Here is a 21,289-nt window from a genome sequence, read left to right as displayed (position 1 = left end):
GATTAACCGTTTGGGACGGATCGCAGTCGCCGGAAAACATTTATTCGCGACCGATCAGGCTCGAACCGATGCCCTCCGACGAGAACGACACGAGCTACTCCCTCTTCGGCGACGACTCGACCGGCGACGGAAACGACGGCGAAAACGACGACGGGCACCGCGACGGCACCGATCGATCCGCCGACGGTGACGATGGTCCCGGCCCCGGTCGTGCCGAGTACGACGGGACCGCCTGGTCGACCGGATCGCGTGCGGACGCCGACGCCGAGACCCTCGGATCCGACGGCGACGCCGGCTGTCCGAAGTGCGGCGGCGAGGAGACGGAGACCGACGAGATCGCGACCAGCGGGACCGGGCTCACAAAGCTGTTCGACGTGCAGAACCGTCGGTTCGTCGTCGTCTCGTGTGCGAACTGTGGCTACTCGGAGCTGTACAAGGGCCAGTCGACCGGCGACGCGATCGACTTCTTCATCGGGTAGCTCGCGGCGATCCGCGGGCGTCCGACCCGCCAGATCCGTCCCTCACGCCGGCGTCTCACGCGAGCACGCGATCGAGGACGCTCGCGACCGTCGCGGCCGCGGCCTCGACCTCGCGGACCCTGACGTACTCGCGTTCGGCGTGGGCCACCGCGCCGGCGTCGTCCGCGAGATCGCCCGGCCCGAACACGACCGTGGGAGCCGGCGCGAAGTACGACGCCTCCGTGGCCGCACCGAACGGGCGGATCTCGCCGCCGCGGCCGTCCGGGAGCCCCGCGTCCGCGACCGCCGTCCTCGCCGCCGCCGCGACGGTGTCGACGAACTCGTGGTCCGGGTCGGTCGAGAACGCCTCGAAGAACGGGGAGTCGCGGTCGGTGAGGGCGACGTCGACGTCGACGCTCGCCGCGCTCCCGTCCATCGCGCCGACCGCCGTTCGGACCGCGTCCGCGAGACCGCTGCGGAACCCTTCCGCGGTCTCCGGCGGGACGCTCCGCCGGTCGACCGTGATCGCGCAGTCGGCGGGCACCTGGTTCGTCGCCCCGCCGCCCTCGACGACGGTCGGCGTGAGCTTCGGCGCGCCGAGTTGCGGGTGGTCCTTCGCGTCCTCGTCGAACCGACGGATCGCGGCGAGCGCGCCCTCCGCGGCCGCGACCGCGTTCGCGCCGGCGAACTCGGCGGCGTGTGCCGCCTCGCCAGAAAGCTCGACGCGTCCCTGGAACCGTCCCTTCGCGGCCGTACAGGCGTCGAGACCCGTGGGCTCGCCGACGAGATACAGGTCGCCGTCGAGGCGGTCCTCGCCTCCCGAAAGCTTCCCGGAAAGCGCCGCGGCCCCGAGAGAGAGCGTCTCCTCGTCGGGCGTCACCGCCAGCGTGAGTCGACCTCGATCCGGATCGGCCGCGAGGAACCCGTACAGGAGCGCCGCCAGCGGTCCCTTGGCGTCACACGCCCCGCGACCCCGGATCACGTCGGTCCCGTCCGTTTCCGCGTCGTTCGCGGTTCTCCCGTCGTCCGCCGTCGTCCCGGCTTCCGGGCCGGTCGCGGCCCGATCACGTTCGAACGCGACGTGTGGTGTGACGGTGTCGATGTGGGTGTTCGCGACGACGTGCGGGCCGTTTTCGGGGTTCGGGGAGGCCTTCTCGGCGACGACGCAGCCGGCCTCGTCGACGGCGACGTCGACGCCGAACCCCTCGAGCGTCTCCACGAGCAGTCGACGCATCTCCGCGACGTCCTCGTGTGAGGGGGTCGAGACGGCCGCCTCGAGGAACCCGATCGGGTCGAAGTCGCTCCCAGCGAGGTCGTCGCCGGGGGTGGCGGCGTCGGTCATCGCGGATCGGCCGCGACCCGTCCCGAGAACTCGCGGGCGACCGGACCGGTCAGCGTCGCGTGGTCGTCGTCCGGGACGGTAATGCGCAACTCGCCGCCCGGCGGCCGGGTCACGGCCGTGTCGCCGTCGATCAGGCCCAACCGGCGGGCGACCGCGACGACGGCGACCGCGCCCGTCCCGCACGAGCGCGTCTCACCCTCGACGCCACGCTCGAAGGTTCGCTGGTCGATGACGGCCGGGTGATCGTCTCCCTCCGCGTCGCCGGCGGCCGTCCCCTCGTCGACGACCGCGGCCAGGTTCACGTTCGCGCCCTGCGGGAAGACGTCCGCGTGTCTGACCGGCGGCGCGACCGTGTCGATGTCGACCGCGTCGATCCCGTCGGGGGCGTCGCGACCACCTTCGAGAAACGCCACGGCGTGTGGAACGCCGGTGTCGACGGCGGTGACGGTGAGTCCCTCGATCTCCTCCTCGACGAGCGGCTCGTCGCGGTCGACGGGCACCGCGGCCGGGTCGAACCGCGGCGTCCCCATCTCGATGGTCGCCGAAGCGGAGTCGGCGCTCACGGTCGCCCGGCGGGTTCCCGCCTGCGTGTCGATCATGAACTCGCGCTCGCCGGTTCGGTCGTGTGCCCAGCGGGCGACGACGCGTGCGCCATTGCCGCACATGGCGGCCGTCGAGCCGTCCGGCTGGACGAGCGTCATCACGACGCGGGTCGGCCGGTAGCGCTCGCCGAGCTCCAGGAAGAGGACGCCGTCCGCCCCGCGACGGCCGGCGTGACCGTCCGCGGCCGCCGGGACGGAGTCGTCCCCGCCCTCGACCGCGTCCACGTCCTCCGCGGTGATCCCGGTCTCGCGGTCGCAGTACGCCCGGGCGAACGCCGCCCGGTCGCCCACGCCCTCGGCGGCGTCGACCACGAGGAAGTCGTTGCCGGTGCCGTGGTACTTCTCCACCGGGACGGCGTGGGTGCTCATCGGTCCACCTCCGCCGACTCCCGCTCGACCCTCGTGAGGTCCGCGAGCCGCTCGCGCCGCCGGACGACGGTCGCCTCCCCGTCCGCCAGCGCGACCTCCGCGGGCCGCGGCCGCGAGTTGTACTGGTTCGCCATCTCGTATCCGTACGCGCCCGCGATCCCGACCGCGAGGAGGTCCCCGCGGGCCGGCCGCGTGATCGCGCGGTTCGTACAGAAGGTATCGCCGGTCTCACAGATAGGTCCTGCGACGGTGACGGGGGTCTCCTCCCGATCCGCCGGGGTCGGCTCGCCGTCCGCCCCGCCGAGGTTCCGGATCGGGTGGTAGGCGTCGTACATCGCGGGACGGAGGAGGTCCGTCATCCCGGCGTCGACGCCGACGACGGTCTCTCCCGGCGTCGGCTTCACCGTGTTCACCCGCGTCAGGAGGACGCCCGCGTCGGCGACGACGTACCGGCCGGGCTCGATCGCGAGCGCGAGCCCCCGGAGGTCGCCGACCGCGTCCCGCGTCGCCTCCGCGACGGCGGGCAGGTCGAGCGGTTCCGCGTCCTCGCGGTACGGAACGCCGAAGCCGCCGCCGACGTCGACGTACTCGAGGTCGAGGGGGGCGTCGGTTGGCGCGCCCGGATCCGTCAACTCACGCGCAAGCTCGCCCATCCGCGAGACGAGCTCCCGGTGGCTGTCGAGCTGGTCGGGGTCGATCCCGGAGCCCGCGTGCGCGTGGATCCCGACCAAATCGAACCGCCCGGCCGCCTCGCGGGCGACCCGCGCGGCCCGGTCGTAGGGGACGCCGAACTTCGGGGCCGCGCCGGTCCGCACCTTCTCGTGGTGGCCCGCGCCGACCCCGGGATTCACCCGGAGACAGAGCCGGCCGTCGTAGCCCCGCTCGGCCAGCCGGTCGAGCGTGTCGACCGCGCCGGCCGTTATCGTGAGGTCCGGCTCCCGCTCCGCGACGTCGACGACGTAGTCGAGGTCGCGGGCGGGCGGGTTGACCGCGGTGTAGTGGAGCCGTCCGCCGTCGAATCCGGCCGCGAGCGCGCGATCGACTTCCCCCGCGGAGGCGCACTCGGCGTCTAGTCCCGCCTCGCGAACGGCCTCCAACGTCGCACGGCCAGTGTGTGCCTTGACCGCGTATCGCACGTCCGCGTCGGGGAACGCCGCGAGCAGGCGATCGCAGTTCTCGCGGACGCGGTCGAGGTCCTGGACGTACAGCGGCGTGTCGTGCTCGGCGGCGAGTTCGTGGAGTCGGCCGGCGTCCCAGTCGTCCGTGCGCCGGACTGCGGGGTTCGCGTCGGTCTCACCTCCCTCGATCGTCGTCATTCCCGGAGCGCCCCCTCGCGTCGGGTCGCCTCGAGCGTCTCCTCCTCGACGTGGGTCGCGACGACCGCGGGCTTGTACGCACCGCCCTCGAAGAGGTCGTGGTCGCCGACGCTCGACTCCACCATCCGCGTGAACGCCCGGCGCTCGGCCGGGAGGTGGCCGTAGATCACTTCCTCCTCGACGAGGTCGTAGACGGGGATCCGCGGCGTGAGGAGGGTGTTCTCGCCGACGATCGAGCCCTCGCCGACGCGGAACCCGCTCGTGACCCGGCAGCCCGCCCCGAGCGAGACATCGTCCTCGATCACGACTGGCGCGTCCTCGATCGGCTCTAAGACGCCGCCGATCAGCGTGTTCGCGCCGAGCTTCACGTCCGCGCCGATCTGCGCACAGGAGCCGACCGTGTCACAGGAATCGACGAGCGTCCCGTCTCCGACGTACGCGCCCATGTTGACGAAGGCCGGGCTCATCAGGATACAGTCGCTCCCGAGGTAGGCCCCGCGCCGGAGCACGGTCCCGTCCGGAGTGTTCCGGGTGCCGCGCTCGGCGAGGTCGTCCGTCTCGCGCAGCGGCAACACGTCGTAGTAGGTCACGCCGCCGTACTCGCGCGGCTCGGTTTCACGGAGCGCGAAGTTGAGCAGGATGCCGCGTTTGACCCACTCGTTCGCCTCCCAACTCGTCACGTCGTCGCCGGTCTTCTCGGCGGCACGGATCTCGCCGGCCTCCAGCGCCGCGAGGAAGTCGTCGAGGACCGCCACGTCGTCGGCGGTCGTCTCCGCGGCCGAGAGCCCGTCCTCGTATCGCCGCCAGAGGTCGGACACGTCGGATTCGAGCGTCATTACTCCCCCTGATGGCGACCGGCGGTATTTATTCGTCGATGTGTGTCCATGGGTACCGCACTCCCCGCTCCCGCCGGTCGGTGGTTCACTACTCGGTCGTTCATCGGTCGTCCACTCAGCGGTCGGTCACTCATCGGCCCGTCCCCTCGTCCCGCGTCGTCGGAGCCGACCCTCCGTCGAGAACCTCGTCGAAGTCGTACCACCCCGGATCGCGGTCGACCAGCCACGCCGCGGCGTCGAGCGCCCCCTCCGCGAACACGCCGCGGTCGCCGGCGCGGTGCGTGAGCGCGAGCGTCTCGCGGTTGCCCGCGAGCAACACCTCGTGTTCGCCGGTCACGTCGCCGGCGCGTCTCGCGTGGACGCCGATCTCGTCGGGCTCGCGGGGCGCGTCGCCCTCGCGGCCGTGAACCCGACGGTCGAGGTCCTCGCGAACCCCCTCCACGTCGGCGAGGAGCGTCTTCGCCGTTCCCGACGGAGCGTCCCGCTTCCCGTGGTGATGGGTCTCGGTCAGCTCGACGTCGTATCCCGGGACGGCCGCGACCGCCTCGCGGACCGCCCGGCGGAGCGCGGCGACCCCCCGAGCGAAGTTGGACGCCTTCAGCAGCGGGACGGTCTCGCTCGCGGCCCGGAGTCGGGCCGTGCCTCCCGAATCGAACCCGGTCGTCCCGGTGACGACGGCCACGCCGGCGTCCGCGGCTGTCTCGGCGTAGTCGGGGGCCGACGCCGGCCCCGTGAAGTCGACGAGCACGTCGGGGTCGGTCTCGGCGAGCAGGTCGGCGAGCCGTGTCGCGTCCGCGACGTCGACGCCCGCGACAGAGTCCGTGGCGGTGCGGTTGACCGCGACCGCGACCGTCACGCCCTCCCGGGCCGTCGCGGCCTCGATGACCTCCCGGCCCATTCGGCCCCCCGCGCCCGTGACCGCGATCCGGAGGTCGGCGTCGGTCACTCGTCCCCACCTCTCTCGCCCGTCGCCGTCGGCGTCCCCTCCTCGTACTCCGCGAGCAGTTCCCGGAGACCCTCGCGGCGCTCCTCGGAGAGCCGCGTGAGCGGCGACCGGACGTGCGGGCCGCCGCGACCGCGGACGTGCATCGCCTCCGTCACCGGGATCGGGTTGGTCTCGGCGAACAGCGCGCGGACCAGCGGCGCGAGCTCGTGGTGGAGCTCCCGCGCGCGATCGTAGTCGCCCGAGAGCGCCGAGCCGACCATCGCACACGAGCGCTCCGGTTCGACGTTCGCGACGACGCTTATCGTGCCCGTCCCGCCGACCGAGAGCGTCGGGAGCGTGAGCCCGTCGTCGCCCGAGAGCACGGAGAACTCCTCGTCTCGGGTCCGCTCGATGATCTCGCTGATCCGGTTCAGGTCGCCCGAGGCGGCCTTGTATCCCTGAACGTTGGGGTGGGTCGCGAGTTCGACCGCGACGTCGACGGGGATCGACTGCCCCGTCCGCGAGGGAACGTTGTAGACGATCTGCGGGAGGTCGACCGCGTCGGCGATCGTCCGATAGTGTTCGAGGAAGCCCTCGGGCTCCGGCTTGTTGTAGTACGGCGAGATGAGGAGGAGCCCGTCAGCACCCGCCTCCGCGGCTCGGCGGGAAAGGGAGAGCGCCTCGGCGGTGTTGTTCGAGCCCGTGCCCGCGATCACGGGCACGTCGTCGACGGCGTCGCGAACGGTCTCGACCACCTCGATGTGTTCGTCGTGGGTCATCGTCGCGGACTCCCCGGTGGAGCCGGCGGGAACGACCCCGTCGACGCCCGCCCGCTCGAGGTAACGGGCGTTCTCGGCGAGCCGTTCGTGGTCGATCTCGTTCTCGTCGGTGAACGGGGTCGTCATCGCGGGGTAGACCCCCTCGAAGGGTTCGTCGGTCGGTTCCCGGTCGGTGCTATCGTCGGTCGCGTAGGGCGTCGTTGTCGTCGTAGTGTTCGTCATCGGTATCGTGGTGTGGTGTCGGTCGCGTCGTTGCTGACGGTCGTTGCGGGCGGACCATCGGAACGAACGCGTTCGTCGCGGAACGGTCGCGCGCGGGTCGGGGGTCGTCCGGGACGGGGTCGCCACTCCCGCCTGTGGACGCGTCACGCGCGTTTCTTCGAGAAGGGCCGCGCCGCTGCCGGCGATCGCGAGCCGAGCGGCGACGCGGTTCGAGTCACGTTCCTCCGTACATCGATGAGCCGCTTATAGGTTTTGTCTCCGACGGAATCTGCCGCCCCGCCGGGAGTCCGTGGGTCCGTCGACGGGGGCGGGCGTGGCCACGAGTTCGTCGACGGGGGAGGGCGTGACGACGAGGAGCGCGCGACGTCGGCAGAACGGTTTTTACTACCAGCGTGGTAATTTCGCGTCATGACCGCGATCGAGCCCCGACTCGGGTTCCTCATCGAGGGATCGACGAACGGGGGAAGGGAGAGTACGGGGACGGCTGGACACGGAGCGGCGAGCGAGGAGCCGCCGGAAGGGACGGAGTCGTCTGCCGCGCTCGCGTTCGCCCGCGACGTGGTGGGGGAGGTGGAGACGGTGACGCTCGCAGCGGTCGCCGCCGGCGACGTCGACCTCGATCGGTTCGACGCGCTCTGGTGGCACGCGTACGATCCCGTGAGCGACCCCGCGACGGTCGCCGATTGCGCGGAGCCGATCCGGGCGTTCCTCGCCGACGGCGGCGGTCTCTTCTGCTCCGCGCGAGCGCTCGCGCAGGTGAGCGCGCTGGGGATCGACCCCGTTCCGCCGGACGCGACGGGGATCGAGGAGGTGACTGATCCGGTCGGCCCGCTGTGGCACCCGCTGTACGCCGGCCACCCCGCCGTCGACGGTCTCGACGGATTTCGCCACCACATCCGACCCGCGGGGTCGACCGCCCCGTACGCCCGGTACGAGGACGTGATCCCGGAGCGCGCGGACGTGCTGGCGTCGACCTACCGCGGCGTCGAGGACGTTCCCCGGGAGGTGACCGTGCTCCAGTGGCGGATCGGCTCGGGAACGGCCATCGGCGTCGGCGTCGGCATGGAGTTCGCCCAGCACGACGACGAGACGACGGAGGCGACCCGCGAGCGCTTCGCGGCCGACGTGATCCGATGGTTGGCCGGCGCCAACGACTACGACACCGCGCTCGCGACGGGGCGGCCGAAGAGCGGTCGCGAACTCGAACGCCACCGCGACGCGCTCTCCGGGGATCGGGACCGCCCGTCCTACCACGTCACCGCGCCGGTCAACTGGCTCAACGATCCGAACGGCATGATCCACCACGACGGGGCGTATCACCTCTTCTATCAGTACAATCCCGCCGGCCCGTACCACCACTCGGTCCACTGGGGTCACGCCGTAAGCGAGGATCTCGTTCACTGGGAGGACCGCCCGGTGGCGATGTCCCCCGAACCGGGCGGACCCGACCGCGACGGCTGCTGGTCCGGATGTGCGGTCGCCGTGGACGTGGTCGAGGGATCGGACGGCGAGACGGCGCGAGTCGTTCCCGCCGGCGGCGTCGACGACGGGGATGCCGTCACCGCGACCGACGTGCCCGTCGACGCGGCCGACGCCGACGCGGTCCACGCGCTCTACACCGGCGGGCGGGACGGGTGGCAGCGTCCGTGTCTCGCGACCGCGACCGACCCCGACCTGACCGCGTTCGAGCCCGACCCGGGGAACCCGGTCGTCCGATCGCCGCCGCCCGAACTGGACCTGTTGTCGACGCCCGGCGAGCCGGCGCACTTCCGCGACCACTGTCTGTGGTACGAGGACGACCGCTGGCACCAGCTGATCGGCGCGGGCCTCCAGGACCGCGGCGGTGCAGCGGTGTTGTACACCAGCCGCGACCTCCGCGAGTGGACCTACGAGGGACCCGCCCTCGTGACCGAGGAGGCGGACCTCGGCGTCGTCTGGGAGTGTCCGGAGCTGTTGCGGTTTCCCGACGGCGACCTGCTCCACGTCTCCGACTACGAGGACGTGCGGTACTTCGTCGGGGCGTTCGACACCGATGCGGGTCGGTTCCGCGTCGACGACGAGGGAGTCCTCGATCCCGGGGCGTTCTACGCGCCGCAGTCGCTCTCGACGCCGGACGGCCGGACGGTGACCGTCGGCTGGCTCCGCGAGGAGCGGTCGACCGCGAGCCAGTGGGACGCCGGCTGGTCGGGCGCGATGAGCCTTCCGCGCGAGATCGAGATCGTCAACGGCGAACTCCGGCAGCGACCCGCCCGCGAGGTCGATCGCCTCCGCGGGTCCCGGCTGATCGACGGGACGCGGACCGCGGGGCCGACACCCCACCGACTCGACGCGACCGGCGAGGCGTTCGAGGTCCGCGCTCGCCTCGAACCGGGCGACGGAGTCGTCGCGCTCCGAGTTCGCGAGTCTCCCGACGGCGCGGAGCGAACGACGGTCCGGATCGGCGACGAGCGCGTCGTCGTCGACCGCTCGGAGAGCAGCCTCGATCGCGACGCGCGTGACTCGCCGGTCGGGGTGTGCGTCGACGACCTCGACCGCCCCCTCGACGTCCGCGTCTTCGTCGACGCCTCCGTCATCGAACTGTTCGTGAACTGGCGTCGGGCGCTCGCGACCCGAGTCTACCCGACGCGTCACGACGCGACGGGCGTCTCGATTTCGACCGTTCCGGGAGAGACTGCCTCCGCCTCCGCCGCCGGCGACGAGGAAAGCGGCGGAGGCGACGGGACCGGAACCGACCTCGACGGAGTCGACTCCGTCGAGGTCGACCTCACGCTGTGGCGGATGGAGGGTGCGTGGCCGGTCGGGAACGAGGAGGCCCGGCAGATCGACCCTCGGTAGGTCGTGCGGGCGGACCGGTCCTCCGATCAGCCCCTGTCCAGCGAGACCAGCGCGCCACCGGCGAGGACGACCCCGACGGCACCGGCCGCGAGGATCCCGAACCCGGGACCGTACGAGCCGGTCGCGTCGTATAGCGTTCCGACGAGCACCGGTCCCGCGAACCCGCCGATCTCGCCGATCGCGAAGATGAACCCCACCGCCGTCCCCGTCAATCTGGAGCCGATCCCGTCGAGCTCCGGCGGGATCGTCCGGACCAGCGGGGAGAGCCCGCCGGTCCCCAGGCCGGCGGCGGCGATCCCGACGACCGCCAGAGCGCCAGTGTCGCCCGCGATCAGGGCCGTGATCCCGAGGAAGGCCACGGCCCCGGACGCCGCGAGCGCCGGTCGCCGGGCGTCGAACCGATCCGCCAGCTCGGGGATCCCGAGGACGCCGACGACGACGGCGACGACGAAGAGGCTCGTGGCCTGCCCGGCGAGAGCCGCGGGGAGCCCGCGCGACTCCAGAAGCGTCGGGAGCCATCCCTGCATCCCGTGGTTGATGAGGAGATACATCGTCCCGACGGCGACGACCAGCTGGAGCTCGCGATGGGTGAGCACGAGCCGGAGGTCCGCCGCCAGCGACCCGGGGTCGAGCCTCCCTCCGTCCTCGCCGGCGTCGCCGGTCCGGTCCTCGTCCCCGTTGCCGCTCCCGGCGTCATCCGTGTCGCCGTTCCAGGTGTCATCCGCGTCGCCGCTCCCCGACCCATCCGCGTCGTCGATGCCGATCCGGAGCGCGACGAGGAGCCAGATCGCTCCGTAGGCGACCGCGACCACGCCGCTCCAGAGGAACAGCGGTCGCCATCCCCCGAGGGCAGGACCCAGAACGGGGCGACCGACGGCGAAGACGCCGGCGGATCCCGCCGAGGCGGCGACGAGGTAGAGCGCCGTCGGTCGGCCGGTCCGCGCGGGAGGAAACAGCACGGAGACGAGCTTCGGGAGCCCGAAGGTGATCGCCGTCGCGCCGACGCCCATCACCAGCGTGAACGCCAGGAGGGAGGCGAACCCGGGCGCGACGCTCCGCCCGATCTGTCCGCCGCCGTAGACCAGGACGCCCACGCCGATCGCCCTCCCGGGACCGAGCCGATCGACGGCGAGCCCCGAGAACAGCGCGAGGGGGATGTACGTCAGCGGGATCGCCCCCGCGAGGACCCCGGCCTGCGTGTTCGTCAATCCGACGTCGCCGATGATCGTCGGGAGGTACGCCGGCAGCGAGAACCAGACGAACATCAGACAGGTGTAGCTCGCGGCCGCGGCGAGGGTCATCCCGTACGCACGGCGACCGCCGGTCCGTCGCGATCCCATCGATGGGGCGTCCTCTCGCCGGAGATCGGGTATAGGTTGGCCTATCGGCACGGATCGACGCGGCGGACGCTCCGGAGCTTCCGGCTCCCGTCGTCGGGGTCGGACGGAGCCACATCCTTTTAGGCTCCCGCCACCTCCGTGGACATCCCATGACGAAGCCGGCCGACGACGCGGACGTCGAGAGACAGGAGTACGACCCGGACGCCGACCATCCGTTCCCGGACGGTCGGCTCAACGAGGTGCTCGACCGGATCGAGACCGACCCCGAGGTCACGACGTACCTCGAGGCCCAGAACGTCAACGCGGTCGACCGGAAGGGGTACAACGACCACGGGACGAAACACGTCGAGATCGTCCGCGACCGCGCGCTCAAACTCTACGAGCTGCTCAAGGCCCGCGACGTCGAGTTCAACGGAGCCCGCCAGCAGGGGCTCGAGGAGGCCGACGAGCCGGTGATACTCGCGCTCGCGGCGACGCTTCACGACGTCGGCCACGTCGTCCACCGCGACGACCACTCCTACTACTCGATCCCCCTCGCCGCCGACGTCCTCGACCGGCTGTTACCGGAGTTCTACGACGTTTCCGAACAGGTCCGCGTGAAGGCCGAGGTGCTCCACGCGATCCTCTGTCACCACACCGAGGAGGAACCGCTGACGCGGGAGGCGGGCGTCATCCGGATCGCCGACGGTCTCGACATGGAACGCGGTCGGTCCCGGGTCCCCTACGAGAAGGGAGGACGCGGGATCAACACCGTCTCCTCGCAGGCGATCGAGTCCGTGGTCCTCCATCCCGACGAGGAGCTCCCCGTCCAGGTGGAGATCCGGATGAACAACGCCGCCGGCGTCTACCAGGTCGACTCGCTTCTCCAGGCCAAAGTCGAGGGGTCGATGCTCGAGGACCTCGTCCGGATCGTCGCGATCAACACGAAGGAGAACGGCGAGGGCTCGCTCGTCGAGCGGATCGAGCTGTAGTCGTTCTCGCTCCGGTACGACCGGCGACCGTCGCCGTGCTCGGGGGCGGCGACGGAACCCAGCAGGGACCGCCGGGTCGCTCGTGCTTTAATACGTGGACCCCGTCGGGCGAGTCGATACCCGGTCGTGGCCCGCTTCGGCAACTCGGTACGGCTCCTCGGAAACGCGGAGTTCGCGTCCCTCGCGGGGACCGCCTTCGCGCGGAGCCAGGCGTACTCGACGATCCTCATCGCGATCGCGTTGTACGCCGACCTCTTCGGCACCACCGGGTTCGTCGAGGGGCTGTTCGGAACCGCCTTCGCGGCCGTCCAACTGCTCGTCGTCCTCCCGCTCGGCCGAGCGGTCGACACGGGCAACGCCAAGCGCTACCTTCTCGTCGGCTTCCTGATCAACGTCGGGGTCTTCGTGGGATTCGCGTTCGTCTCGAGTCCGGTCCACGTGATCCTCGTGCGGATGGTCCAGGGGCTCGGCGCGAGCGTCCTCTGGATCACGGGCGCGACGATAATCGGCGAGATCAGCCCCGACGACGAACAGGGCCTCTGGCTCGGGTCGTACAACCAGTTCGCGTCGGTGTCCTCGCTGACCGGCGACCTGCTCGGCGGCTACCTCCTGTACGCGTACGGGTTCACCGAGACGTACGCGGTCCTCTCCCTGATCACGCTCGTGAGCTTCCTCCTCGTCTACCGGTTCCTCCGGGACGATCCCGGCGGCCAGACCGACGCCGAGGCGGTCGACGGGATCGAGACGTTCCGGTCGCTTCTGGCGCTGCCGATGCTTCGCTCGCTCGTCGTCTTCCGGTTCACCTTCAGCGTCGGCAAGATGGCCGTCATCATCTTCCTCCCGATCTACGCCCGGACGACGTTCGGCATCTCCGCGTTCGCGATCGGGTGGATCATGGCCGGCGGGAAGGCGACGAAGGCGGTCACGCAGGGGTTCGTCGGGGACCTGACCGACCGGTACGGGAGGCGACACGCCTTCGTCGCGATCGGGGCCCTGCTGTACGGGGTCGGCACCGCCGCGATCCCGCTTGCGACCTACTTCGAGGGGACCGTCGACCCGGTCACCGTCTCGTATCTCGGCGACTCACAGACGCTCGGCGGGGCCTTCTTCGCGCTCTTCGCCGCCTACTCGCTGCTCGGGATAGCCGACTCGATCCGGCTGCCCGCCAGCATGTCTCTCTTCGTCGACGAGGGGGAGCGACACGACTCCGTCGCCAGCGCGATGTCGCTTCGGTCCATCTCCTGGAAGGTCGGACAGGTCGTCGGACCGGTGATCGTCGGCACGACGATGGACTTCACCACGACCGAGACGGGATTTCTGCTCGCGGCCGGGTTCATCGGGTTCGCCACGACGCTCTTCGCCCTCCAGGCGCGGCGGGCGGCCGGCAAGAACCCCGGCGAAAACGTGGCGTGACGGACGGTCGTACCGGTGACGTGTCGGCCGCGCGGACCGGTGACGTGACGGACGACCGTACCGGAACCGATTTGCGCGCGGCGGCGGTACCGCGGCCATGAGCGACAGCGAGGACCTCGCCGACCTGCGGACCGGCGCGGACTACCAGTTCGGGCCGGGGGCCGGGAGGGCGCTCTTTCCCCCCGACGAGTCGGTCACGATCCGCCGTTCCAGTGGCGGACGACCCCGGCAGGTGATCGCCGGCGACGTGGACGACACTCCCGGGAGCAGCGAGGGCGACCGGATCGTCACCTACGGGACCGACGGGCGGTTCACGCTCGGCGAACTCGGGGCGAGACGGATTCGAGAGGCGTTCGCCGATCCCGCCCACCGGGTCGTCGTCGGCGAGGAGAGCGAGCCGTTCGTCCGCGACGGGCGGAACGCCTTCGCGAAGTTCGTGACCGCGGCGGACGACGGGATCCGGCCGGGCGACGAGGTCCTCGTCGTCGACGGCGACGACGCCCTGTTCGCGGCCGGGCGCGCGGAGCTCTCGGGCGCGGAGGCGCTCGCGTTCGATAGCGGCGTCGCGGTGAAGGTCCGTTACGGGGTCGCGGACGGCCGGGAGTGAGCGGCGGTCACGACCGGGAAAGCGAGACGACCCACGTCGCCAACGCGACCGCGAGGAGGAGTCCCGTGACGACCAGCAGGTCGACGAAGGTCGGGAGCGTCCTCGGGATCAGGGGAACCAGACCGGCGTAGTACGCCGCGGTCGAGACGAACGCGAGGAGGAACGCGACCGTCGCGAGGCTCGCGACCGGATGTCGTCGCGGGAGGGTTCCGACGCGCATACGCGTGGCGTCCAACGCCGCCGACAAGTCCTTTGTGGCCACCGGAGCCGGATCTCGATGGCTAGCTAGAACACGACGCCGAGCCCGAGCGCCTCGACGAGTGGGACGCCGGCGACGAGCGCTCCGAGCAGGTAGCCGCCGATCGCCCCGCCGTTGAGCAGGGGCAAGCCGGCGTGGGGCCGCCCCTTCATCACCCAGCGCAACAGGACGAGGAGACCGACGAGCGTGCCGGCCATCGCGAGGAGCGCCGGGAGGTTGAGCCCGATGAACGGGACCGAGAGCGCCGGGGCCGACGAGAAGGTCGCGGCGCTGGCGACCATCACCGCCGGGATGACGGCGTCGCCGAGGCCGATGAAGAAGGCGTCGCGGTCCTCGATGTCGGGGACGTCGGCGGCAGTATCGCGGCCGACGTCGTCGGCAACGGCCTCGTCGGCAACGGCCTCGTCGGCCTCGCCATCGTCGATCTCGTCGTGGATCTCATCGTCGTGGACCTCATCGCCGTTGGCTGGATCGTCCTCCTCGAGGAGCGAGTAGGAGAGCGAAAGCGGGATCACGAGGACGACCGGGATGTTCAGGTCCATCACGCCCTCCGCGAGCGAGAGCATGTGTTCGGTTCCGTACACCGATATCGCGTCGTAGACGGCGAGGAACGTCAGGAGGACGAGCGCGGGGAGGATCCCGAAGGAGATCCCGAAGAGGCCGGCCGCCCCCGCGCCCATCAACACCCCCGCGGTGTCGACGACGTACCACTCGGGGTGGACGAGCAGGCCGACCGCGACCGCGACCGCGGGGACGGTGGCGAGAAGCGGCGGGACGATCGCGGAGAACACGTACCACGAGAGCCACGCGGAGACCCCGACGATCAGCAGGCGGATCGCCCAGTCGAACTCGTAGCGGAACGCGGCGAGCATCAGCCCAGTCATGGCGACGATGGCGACGATGTACACGAGACTGTTCGTCGGGTCCTGCGGGTTCTCGACGGGTTGATAGCCGCTCTCCGTGAACTCGGGGACCAGCGCCAGCGCGCCCAGCTGGACGACGAGGAAGAGGCCGACCGCGAAGGCGACGCCGCGGTACTCGCGGGGGAACATTCGAACGGACGTTCTCCACAGAGACCTATCGTCCTTGCGTTTCGACGACGGGGTCGTGACTCGCGGTTCGTGTCGTGACTCGACGGTTCGGGTTGACCCTCGGCAGTTCGCGGCAGCTCTCAACGGTTCGGATCGACTCGAAGAGAGGGATCCGTGCTTCCACGCCTCGAACGGGTCCGGGTGGTGGGAGCGGGTGGCCCGAACCCACGCCGACGGACGACGGACGGTGGAAGCGAGTGGTGGGCCGACCATGCCCGAAACGGGTGGTCGACCGAGTTCGTCCGCGGCGTTCGAAGCCTCGCCGAAACGGGCCAAGAAGGTGTCGCTCGAATTATCCTCGTTGATACTCCCGGCGCGGACGGATGGACACTTCGACACGACTTGGGGGCGACGAACGGCCAAGGACGGCGAAAGGCGAAGGGGTGAAGACGGGAGGCGGGCGGACGGGAGACGGCACCGAACAGCGGACCCCCAGGCTGTATCGGGCCGTCGCCCGAGGTGGGACGGGCGCGGGTCGTTGTCGCCGAACTTCGACGAGAAAAGCGTCGAACTCCGGCAACGTCAGGTACGGTTCCCTCGCGTATAAATCCACGGAGACCGGATCGATCCGGACCGTCTCCGGTCCGAGGGCGTTCGGACGTCGATCGGGCTCAGGCGTCGAGCGTCAGCGACCCGCGGAGCGCCTCCTCCAAGTTGTCGAGCTCCGCGTCGAAGTTACGCTTGAAGAAGGACTCGACGCCGGGCAGTTTCCCCTCGACGACGAACTCGTTCGCGAGCTGACACCCTCCATCGGTCTCGCTGATGACGTGTTCGCCGGTCACCCGGAACGCGCTCGATCTGCCGACGAACTTCACCCGGTTCGGCGGGTCGCGTTCGACCTCCTCGGTGTCGACCGTGATCGTCGACCGGATCATCGGGATCGGGAGCGCGACGTGCCACGTCGCCGTCCCGTCCCCGTGGACCTCGAAGGTGTCGACCACGCTGATCGCTCCTGCACGCTTCTCCGCGTCCGAGATGAACGCCCACACGTCCTCGGCGGGGGCATCGAACTCGAACGTCCGGGAGACTCGGACGGTCATGGATCCGGATACGAACGGGGGGTGAATAAAAGGGTGGAGTCGCGGATCCGACCGCCGACCTCGAACAGGTTCGATCGGGTCCTCACGGTCGGGTCGCTTCCCGCGCGACCCGTCAGCCCTGCGTCACGCGCCACGTCGTCGAGCGGGCGCGGCCCCACTTCTCGATCTCGACGTCGTCGGCCTTCTCGGCGAGTCGCGGGAGCCTGGAGCCGACCTGCTTGGCGGTGAGACCGATCGCGTCGGCGATCGTCTTCGAGCGGACGTACCGCTCGCCACGGGTGACGCTGTCCGTGAGGTACGCGAGGATCCGCCGCTCCTCCTCGGTGTACTCGGTCATCGTTGGACGTTGGTGTCAGACGGGGTTAACGGTTTCTCGTCGAGGCGTCCGGATTCTCGTCGCGTCGTCTCACTCGAACGCCTGGACGGCGACGACCGCCAACAGCGCGAAGACGAACGCCGCCGCGAACCCCCAAGCCTTGCCGTACTGGGTCGGGTGGCCGTACATCACGACTGCGCCGACCACCGCGACGGCCGACAGTGCGAGCGTCACGCCGATCCCCTTGTCGGACGCGATGGATCCCTCGGTCATACGAACCGCTTCGCGGGTGGACACTTAGTTCATGCGAACCTGGCGACCTGCGCGCGAACGAGAAGGCGAGAAAGCGGGGACGCGTCGGAGACGTGGTCCCGTCGCTCAGACGATGTCGACGTGGTCGGACGCCTCGTTGAGCGCAAGGTTCGCGGCGATCTCGGCGTTTCGCATGGCGTACTCCGCCGTGTGCTGGAGGCTGACGAGCACCTCTCGCGTCATCAACAACACGTCGTTGTCGAGGTCGTCGGGCAGTTCGCCGAGGATCTCCTGTTCGCGGTCCTCGAGTCGCGCGAAGAGGTCGCGGCACTCGACGGTGAGGTCGTAGTCGCGCTCGACGACGGCCCGGACCGCCAGCGCGGTGAGCTCGTCCACCTGGTCCGTGAACTCGCGGATCTGCCGCATCGTGGACTTGTCGACGTCGAGCGTGTGGCCGTCGGCCTCCATCACGATGTCGGCGATGTCCTCGGCGTTGTCGGCGGTGAGCTCGAGGTTCTTCGCGACCGACCGGTACCCGATGAGGGGGAATCCCTCCTCCAGTCCGACCGCCCGAGCGAGGTTCGGGTTCTGGTAGGCCGTGAAGATCAGCCGCAACAGGAGCACGAAGATCTTGTTCGCCTGCCGCTCGCGGTTGAGCGCGCGCTGAGCGAGGTCGGCGTTGCCGTGGGCGAGCGCCTTGACGGCCTCGCCGCGCATCGTCGAGCCGGTGTTCTCCAACCGTTCGAGGAGGTTGTCGAGCGTGAAGTCCTCGGGGTCGACGGAACAGCGGATCGAGATGTCCTCCGGCGTCTCCTCTATCACGCCGAGTCCCATGAGCTGGGTCTCGGCTTTGTACACCGCGTTGATGTGTTCGCTGTCGAGGGTCCCCTCGCTCCGGACGTGGATCACGCGCCGGCCGAGCACGTACTGGGCGACGACGGCCCGCTCGAGCGCCCGTGCATCGAGTCCGTCCGCGTTGATCACCGCCTCCGATTCCTCCGAGCTCACCGACTCGGGCAGCACCGTCAGCGTCCCCTTTCCTCCCATCCGCAGGGAGACCTCGTCACCCTTGTTCACGCCGTGTTCCTGTGCCCACTCGGCGGGGAGCGTCATCGCCAGCGTCGACGGTCCCAGCCGCTGGACCTTCCGCGTTTCCATATCCGTTGGTATCGCGTGAGATACCTTAACCTTGTTCCTATGTTCATTATACGCTCGAGCGAATATACAAGGTGATCGGTCATAGCAGTGTGCGGTTGGGTATCGATCCGTGAGCACCCGACCGCGACCAAAGCGACGACGGAGGGGCATCGACAGCAGGAAGAAGCCGATGGAGCCGGTTCAAGGCGGCACGAACGGTGACGTGACGAAGCCGGTTCACGCCGACCGGCTGGTCTCGAAACGGAAGACCGAGCTAGACTGAGAGGAACTCTCCGAGGTCACTCCTCGTCGATCGCGGCGGGATCGAACGAGCGGAGGATCTCCGCGAGCGCGCTGGCGAGCTCCTCGAAGCGATCGATCTCCATCGAATCGGTCGTCACCCAGACGCCGTGGTCGTTGGCAATCACCCGGGTGAGGTAGCCGTTCTCGAACACCCGGACGGTGAAGAAGTAGTTCCCGAGCTGCGTGTTGGCGTACAGCGACTGCGCGTGGAACCCGTGTCGTTCGCTCTCGGCGAACCCGACGAGGTCGGCGGTCCGGCTCAGATCGCTCCGCAGGTAGAGCTGTTCGACCTCCTCTTCGGTGAAGTACGTGAGGCTCCGCAGCTCGTCCCCCGTCGCGGTCCGCGCCGCGCTGAGTAGCGCCTCGGCGTGTTCTTCGAGTGCCTGTGACATGCCACCACATACGTCGGTGGGATACATGAGCGTGTGGGTCTCCCGTCGTTTTGCGACCGGAGGGACAGAGTTTAGCGACTCGGCCGATATCGCCCGGACGATGAGCGACTTCGACGACGTCTGCGTCCTGTTGCCGGCCTACGAGGAGGCCGAGACCGTCGGGACCGTCGTCTCCTCGTTCCGGGAGGAGGGCCTCGCGAACGTCCTCGTCGTCGACGGGGGGTCGACCGACGAAACCCGCGAGATCGCCCGCGAGGCCGGCGCACGCGTCGTCGAACAGTCCGGCGAGGGAAAGGGTCAGGCGATCCGCGAGGGCGTCCGCGAGCACGTCGGCGCCCCGTACGTCCTGATGGCCGACGCGGACGCCACCTACGACGCCGGGGACGCGGAGGCGATGTTGACCCCGCTTCTCGAGGGCGAGGCCGAACACGTGATCGGGGACCGCTTCGCGGACATGCGTCCGGGCGCGATGACGCGGCTGAACCGCGTCGGTAACCGCCTCATCAACGGGACGTTTCGCGCGATCCACGGGGAGGACTACGGCGACATCCTCTCCGGTTATCGGGCGTTCACCCGCGAGTCGTTCCGCCGGCTCACCCTCACCGCCGACGGGTTCGGCGTCGAGACCGAGATGGCCGTCGAGTGCGTGAAACAGCGGGTCGCGGTCGCGGTCGTCCCTGTTACGTACCGGCCACGCCCCGACGGCTCCTCGACGAACCTCCACCCGGTCCGTGACGGCGGCGTGATATTCCTGGAGCTGTACCGGAAGGCGAAGACCAACAACCCGCTCTTCTATTTCGGGAGCGTCGGCACGATCTCGACGGTCACCGGGGCGGTCATGGCCGCGTTCGTCCTCTACCGATGGATCGTCTCCGGCGTCGGCCACGAGATAGTCGCGGTGGCCGCGACCGGCGCGATCATCCTCGGCATGCAACTCCTCGTGTTCGGCGTGCTCGCCGACATGATCCTCTCCTTACACCGCGAGCAACTGGACCGGCAGGACCGTGTCGTCGCGGAGCGGTTGGGGTCGTCCGTCCGCGACGACGCTGGCGGGCATCGGGACGAGGAAAACGGGTCTCCTCGATCGGAGAACGACGATCGATCCGACGGGACCGGCGAGCGAGCCGACGGGACGGATGATCGAGCCGAGGGGGCGAGCGACCGGACCGAGGAGGCGAACGACGGTTTCACCACGGGCTCGGCGGGAAACTGAACCGGACCTCGAACCTTCCACATCATTTATGTTCCAGGTCGAACACGTCCGCGCATGGACGAGAAGCGCTTCGTCGTCGCCCTCTTCGGTCTCACGGTCTCGCTGATCGCCGGCTACATCGCCTATCGCTTCGTCGCCGCCCTCACCGTCGCCGTCTTCCTCTATTACTCCACTCGGCGGTTCTACTACGACCTCGAACGACTGCGGCTCCCCGCGCGAGTCCGAGCGGTGACCGCCCTCTCGGTGATCGCCGTCCCGCTCATACTGCTTTTGAGTTCGGCCGTGGTGCTGTTGGTCGTCGAGACGCGGCGGTTCATCGAGGACTTCCCGCTCGCCGAGACGCTCGGCTCGGGAAACCAGTGGGTACAGCGCCTGACCGAGCTGTCGAACCTCTCGGTCGGGAACGTCGTCGAGGCGTATCGGTCTGGACAGTTCGACCCGCTGATCGACTTCCTCGTCGACAACGCCGCGCTGTTGACGAACACGGTCTCCGGGCTGCTCCTCAACCTGCTCATCACCGTCGTCGTCACCTACTACCTCCTCTTGGACGGCTCGAAGTTCCACGAGTGGGTGCTCCGGTTCGACGACGACGCGATCGTCCGCGAGTACTTCGAGGCGGCCGACGCGGAGCTCGAGGCGGTGTTGTACGGAAACCTGCTCAACGTCATCGCCATCTCGATCATCGCGATCGCGACGTACACCGGCTACAACCTGGTCGCACCCGAGGCCGTCTCCGTTCCGTATCCGACCCTCGCGGGTGCGCTCACGGGTGTCGCGAGCCTGATACCGGTCATCGGAATGAAGGTCGTCTACCTGCCGTTGGCCGCGGCGACCGCGGTTCCGGCGGTCATGGGGAACGACACCGGACTGTTGGTGTACGTCGTCGGGTTCCTCCTCGTGGCCGTCGTCGTCGTCGACACGATCCCCGACATCGTGTTGCGGCCGTACTTCAGCGGAAAGACGACGCACGTCGGGCTGTTGATGCTCGCGTACATCTTCGGTCCCGTCGTGTTCGGCTTTCACGGACTGTTCCTCGCGCCGATCGTGTTGGTGCTCGTCCTGACGTTCGCGGACACCGCGTTGCCCCGGCTGCTCGGGGTGGAGCCGGAGCCCGCGGAACGGCTCCCCGACGGACAGTGCCGCCTCGACGAGTTCGAGTGGACGGTCCCCGGCGACGACGGGGCCGGCGCGTCGGGTCCGGATGACGACGACAACTGGCCCGGCGTCCCGGGCGACCGCTCCGCGACCGGCCGAAGATCATAAATCCCCGT

The 21,289-nt window shown here is 69.7% G+C and carries 21 protein-coding genes; 7 read left to right on the top strand and 14 right to left on the bottom strand.

What is annotated here, in order from left to right; translation table 11 throughout:
- Positions 1-68: 68 nt before the first annotated feature.
- On the top strand, positions 69-479 hold the full coding sequence (locus OKW78_RS11280; protein WP_281195265.1) for a zinc ribbon domain-containing protein: 411 nt from the start codon (positions 69-71) through the stop codon (positions 477-479).
- Positions 480-534: 55 nt separating this feature from the next.
- Here OKW78_RS11280 and OKW78_RS11275 read toward each other — a convergent pair whose 3' ends face one another.
- From OKW78_RS11275 to dapA, 6 genes are all read right to left on the bottom strand, one after another.
- Positions 535-1,800 (bottom strand): M20/M25/M40 family metallo-hydrolase, encoded by a 1,266-nt coding sequence (locus OKW78_RS11275; RefSeq protein WP_281195264.1) that lies wholly within the window; start codon positions 1,798-1,800, stop codon positions 535-537.
- A complete protein-coding gene (gene dapF, locus OKW78_RS11270) occupies positions 1,797-2,771 on the bottom strand; it encodes a diaminopimelate epimerase (RefSeq protein ID WP_281195263.1) in 975 nt (324 codons plus the stop codon). The genes OKW78_RS11275 and dapF overlap by 4 nt, the downstream gene beginning before the upstream one ends.
- Positions 2,768-4,087 (bottom strand): diaminopimelate decarboxylase, encoded by a 1,320-nt coding sequence (gene lysA / locus OKW78_RS11265; RefSeq protein WP_281195262.1) that lies wholly within the window; start codon positions 4,085-4,087, stop codon positions 2,768-2,770. Before lysA ends, dapF begins: the two co-directional genes overlap by 4 nt.
- Positions 4,084-4,923, bottom strand: a complete 840-nt coding sequence (locus tag OKW78_RS11260) for a 2,3,4,5-tetrahydropyridine-2,6-dicarboxylate N-succinyltransferase (protein WP_281195261.1) — start codon at positions 4,921-4,923, stop codon at positions 4,084-4,086. The genes lysA and OKW78_RS11260 overlap by 4 nt, the downstream gene beginning before the upstream one ends.
- A 130-nt stretch (positions 4,924-5,053) precedes the next feature.
- Complete coding sequence (dapB, locus tag OKW78_RS11255) at positions 5,054-5,869, bottom strand: 4-hydroxy-tetrahydrodipicolinate reductase (protein WP_281195260.1); 816 nt, start codon at positions 5,867-5,869, stop codon at positions 5,054-5,056.
- Positions 5,866-6,849 carry a 4-hydroxy-tetrahydrodipicolinate synthase gene (dapA, locus tag OKW78_RS11250; protein WP_281195259.1) on the bottom strand — a complete coding sequence of 328 codons (984 nt, stop codon included), beginning with the start codon at positions 6,847-6,849 and terminating at the stop codon, positions 5,866-5,868. Before dapA ends, dapB begins: the two co-directional genes overlap by 4 nt.
- A 408-nt stretch (positions 6,850-7,257) precedes the next feature.
- Here dapA and OKW78_RS11245 point away from each other — a divergent pair, with 408 nt between their 5' ends.
- Complete coding sequence (locus OKW78_RS11245; protein WP_281195258.1) at positions 7,258-9,684, top strand: GH32 C-terminal domain-containing protein; 2,427 nt, start codon at positions 7,258-7,260, stop codon at positions 9,682-9,684.
- A 26-nt stretch (positions 9,685-9,710) separates the two neighbouring features.
- Here the strand turns inward: OKW78_RS11245 and OKW78_RS11240 are convergent, their stop codons facing one another.
- Positions 9,711-11,024, bottom strand: a complete 1,314-nt coding sequence (locus tag OKW78_RS11240) for a CynX/NimT family MFS transporter (protein ID WP_281195257.1) — start codon at positions 11,022-11,024, stop codon at positions 9,711-9,713.
- A 149-nt stretch (positions 11,025-11,173) separates the two neighbouring features.
- On the opposite strand from OKW78_RS11240, the gene OKW78_RS11235 reads away from it, so the two are divergent.
- The 3 genes from OKW78_RS11235 (at position 11,174) to OKW78_RS11225 (ending at position 14,015) form a co-directional block, all read left to right on the top strand.
- On the top strand, positions 11,174-11,995 hold the full coding sequence (locus tag OKW78_RS11235) for an HD domain-containing protein (protein ID WP_281195256.1): 822 nt from the start codon (positions 11,174-11,176) through the stop codon (positions 11,993-11,995).
- Between the two features lie 126 nt (positions 11,996-12,121).
- Entirely contained in the window at positions 12,122-13,408 is a 1,287-nt protein-coding gene (locus OKW78_RS11230; RefSeq protein WP_281195255.1) for an MFS transporter, read from the top strand.
- Between the two features lie 97 nt (positions 13,409-13,505).
- Entirely contained in the window at positions 13,506-14,015 is a 510-nt protein-coding gene (locus OKW78_RS11225; RefSeq protein WP_281195254.1) for a PUA domain-containing protein, read from the top strand.
- A 7-nt stretch (positions 14,016-14,022) separates the two neighbouring features.
- On the opposite strand, the gene OKW78_RS11220 is transcribed toward OKW78_RS11225, so the two are convergent.
- The 7 genes from OKW78_RS11220 to OKW78_RS11190 form a co-directional block, all read right to left on the bottom strand.
- Positions 14,023-14,235 (bottom strand): hypothetical protein, encoded by a 213-nt coding sequence (locus tag OKW78_RS11220; protein ID WP_281195253.1) that lies wholly within the window; start codon positions 14,233-14,235, stop codon positions 14,023-14,025.
- A gap of 65 nt (positions 14,236-14,300) precedes the next feature.
- Positions 14,301-15,326: a presenilin family intramembrane aspartyl protease PSH gene (locus OKW78_RS11215; RefSeq protein WP_281195252.1), complete on the bottom strand. Its 1,026-nt coding sequence runs from the start codon at positions 15,324-15,326 to the stop codon at positions 14,301-14,303.
- Between the two features lie 650 nt (positions 15,327-15,976).
- Positions 15,977-16,405, bottom strand: a complete 429-nt coding sequence (locus OKW78_RS11210; RefSeq protein ID WP_281195251.1) for a CoxG family protein — start codon at positions 16,403-16,405, stop codon at positions 15,977-15,979.
- Positions 16,406-16,517: 112 nt separating this feature from the next.
- Positions 16,518-16,742 (bottom strand): FaeA/PapI family transcriptional regulator, encoded by a 225-nt coding sequence (locus tag OKW78_RS11205; protein WP_149784946.1) that lies wholly within the window; start codon positions 16,740-16,742, stop codon positions 16,518-16,520.
- A gap of 69 nt (positions 16,743-16,811) precedes the next feature.
- Positions 16,812-16,994, bottom strand: a complete 183-nt coding sequence (locus OKW78_RS11200; RefSeq protein ID WP_066418014.1) for a hypothetical protein — start codon at positions 16,992-16,994, stop codon at positions 16,812-16,814.
- Between the two features lie 105 nt (positions 16,995-17,099).
- Positions 17,100-18,131 carry a phosphate uptake regulator PhoU gene (locus tag OKW78_RS11195; RefSeq protein WP_281195250.1) on the bottom strand — a complete coding sequence of 344 codons (1,032 nt, stop codon included), beginning with the start codon at positions 18,129-18,131 and terminating at the stop codon, positions 17,100-17,102.
- Positions 18,132-18,409: 278 nt separating this feature from the next.
- On the bottom strand, positions 18,410-18,805 hold the full coding sequence (locus OKW78_RS11190) for a hypothetical protein (protein WP_281195249.1): 396 nt from the start codon (positions 18,803-18,805) through the stop codon (positions 18,410-18,412).
- Between the two features lie 100 nt (positions 18,806-18,905).
- Between OKW78_RS11190 and aglJ the strand changes: the two genes are divergently transcribed.
- Together aglJ and OKW78_RS11180 are read left to right on the top strand one after the other, a co-directional pair.
- Positions 18,906-20,018: an S-layer glycoprotein N-glycosyltransferase AglJ gene (gene aglJ, locus OKW78_RS11185; protein WP_281195248.1), complete on the top strand. Its 1,113-nt coding sequence runs from the start codon at positions 18,906-18,908 to the stop codon at positions 20,016-20,018.
- Positions 20,019-20,072: 54 nt separating this feature from the next.
- Positions 20,073-21,281, top strand: coding sequence for an AI-2E family transporter (locus OKW78_RS11180; protein WP_281195247.1), 1,209 nt, complete (start codon positions 20,073-20,075; stop codon positions 21,279-21,281).
- Positions 21,282-21,289: the final 8 nt, after the last annotated feature.

Source organism: Halorubrum sp. F4, assembly GCF_027257195.1.
Taxonomy (GTDB): domain Archaea; phylum Halobacteriota; class Halobacteria; order Halobacteriales; family Haloferacaceae; genus Halorubrum.
This window is presented reverse-complemented; position numbering and strand designations above follow the sequence as displayed.

Coding starts and splice junctions, on each gene's coding strand:
- OKW78_RS11280 (WP_281195265.1), top strand. CDS start 69: ATGCCCTCCGACGAGAACGACACGAGCTACTCCCTCTTCGGCGACGAC.
- OKW78_RS11275 (WP_281195264.1), bottom strand. CDS start 1,800: ATGACCGACGCCGCCACCCCCGGCGACGACCTCGCTGGGAGCGACTTC.
- dapF (WP_281195263.1), bottom strand. CDS start 2,771: ATGAGCACCCACGCCGTCCCGGTGGAGAAGTACCACGGCACCGGCAAC.
- lysA (WP_281195262.1), bottom strand. CDS start 4,087: ATGACGACGATCGAGGGAGGTGAGACCGACGCGAACCCCGCAGTCCGG.
- OKW78_RS11260 (WP_281195261.1), bottom strand. CDS start 4,923: ATGACGCTCGAATCCGACGTGTCCGACCTCTGGCGGCGATACGAGGAC.
- dapA (WP_281195259.1), bottom strand. CDS start 6,849: ATGACGAACACTACGACGACAACGACGCCCTACGCGACCGACGATAGC.
- OKW78_RS11245 (WP_281195258.1), top strand. CDS start 7,258: ATGACCGCGATCGAGCCCCGACTCGGGTTCCTCATCGAGGGATCGACG.
- OKW78_RS11240 (WP_281195257.1), bottom strand. CDS start 11,024: ATGGGATCGCGACGGACCGGCGGTCGCCGTGCGTACGGGATGACCCTC.
- OKW78_RS11235 (WP_281195256.1), top strand. CDS start 11,174: ATGACGAAGCCGGCCGACGACGCGGACGTCGAGAGACAGGAGTACGAC.
- OKW78_RS11225 (WP_281195254.1), top strand. CDS start 13,506: ATGAGCGACAGCGAGGACCTCGCCGACCTGCGGACCGGCGCGGACTAC.
- OKW78_RS11220 (WP_281195253.1), bottom strand. CDS start 14,235: ATGCGCGTCGGAACCCTCCCGCGACGACATCCGGTCGCGAGCCTCGCG.
- OKW78_RS11215 (WP_281195252.1), bottom strand. CDS start 15,326: ATGTTCCCCCGCGAGTACCGCGGCGTCGCCTTCGCGGTCGGCCTCTTC.
- OKW78_RS11210 (WP_281195251.1), bottom strand. CDS start 16,405: ATGACCGTCCGAGTCTCCCGGACGTTCGAGTTCGATGCCCCCGCCGAG.
- OKW78_RS11205 (WP_149784946.1), bottom strand. CDS start 16,742: ATGACCGAGTACACCGAGGAGGAGCGGCGGATCCTCGCGTACCTCACG.
- OKW78_RS11200 (WP_066418014.1), bottom strand. CDS start 16,994: ATGACCGAGGGATCCATCGCGTCCGACAAGGGGATCGGCGTGACGCTC.
- OKW78_RS11195 (WP_281195250.1), bottom strand. CDS start 18,131: ATGGAAACGCGGAAGGTCCAGCGGCTGGGACCGTCGACGCTGGCGATG.
- OKW78_RS11190 (WP_281195249.1), bottom strand. CDS start 18,805: ATGTCACAGGCACTCGAAGAACACGCCGAGGCGCTACTCAGCGCGGCG.
- aglJ (WP_281195248.1), top strand. CDS start 18,906: ATGAGCGACTTCGACGACGTCTGCGTCCTGTTGCCGGCCTACGAGGAG.
- OKW78_RS11180 (WP_281195247.1), top strand. CDS start 20,073: ATGGACGAGAAGCGCTTCGTCGTCGCCCTCTTCGGTCTCACGGTCTCG.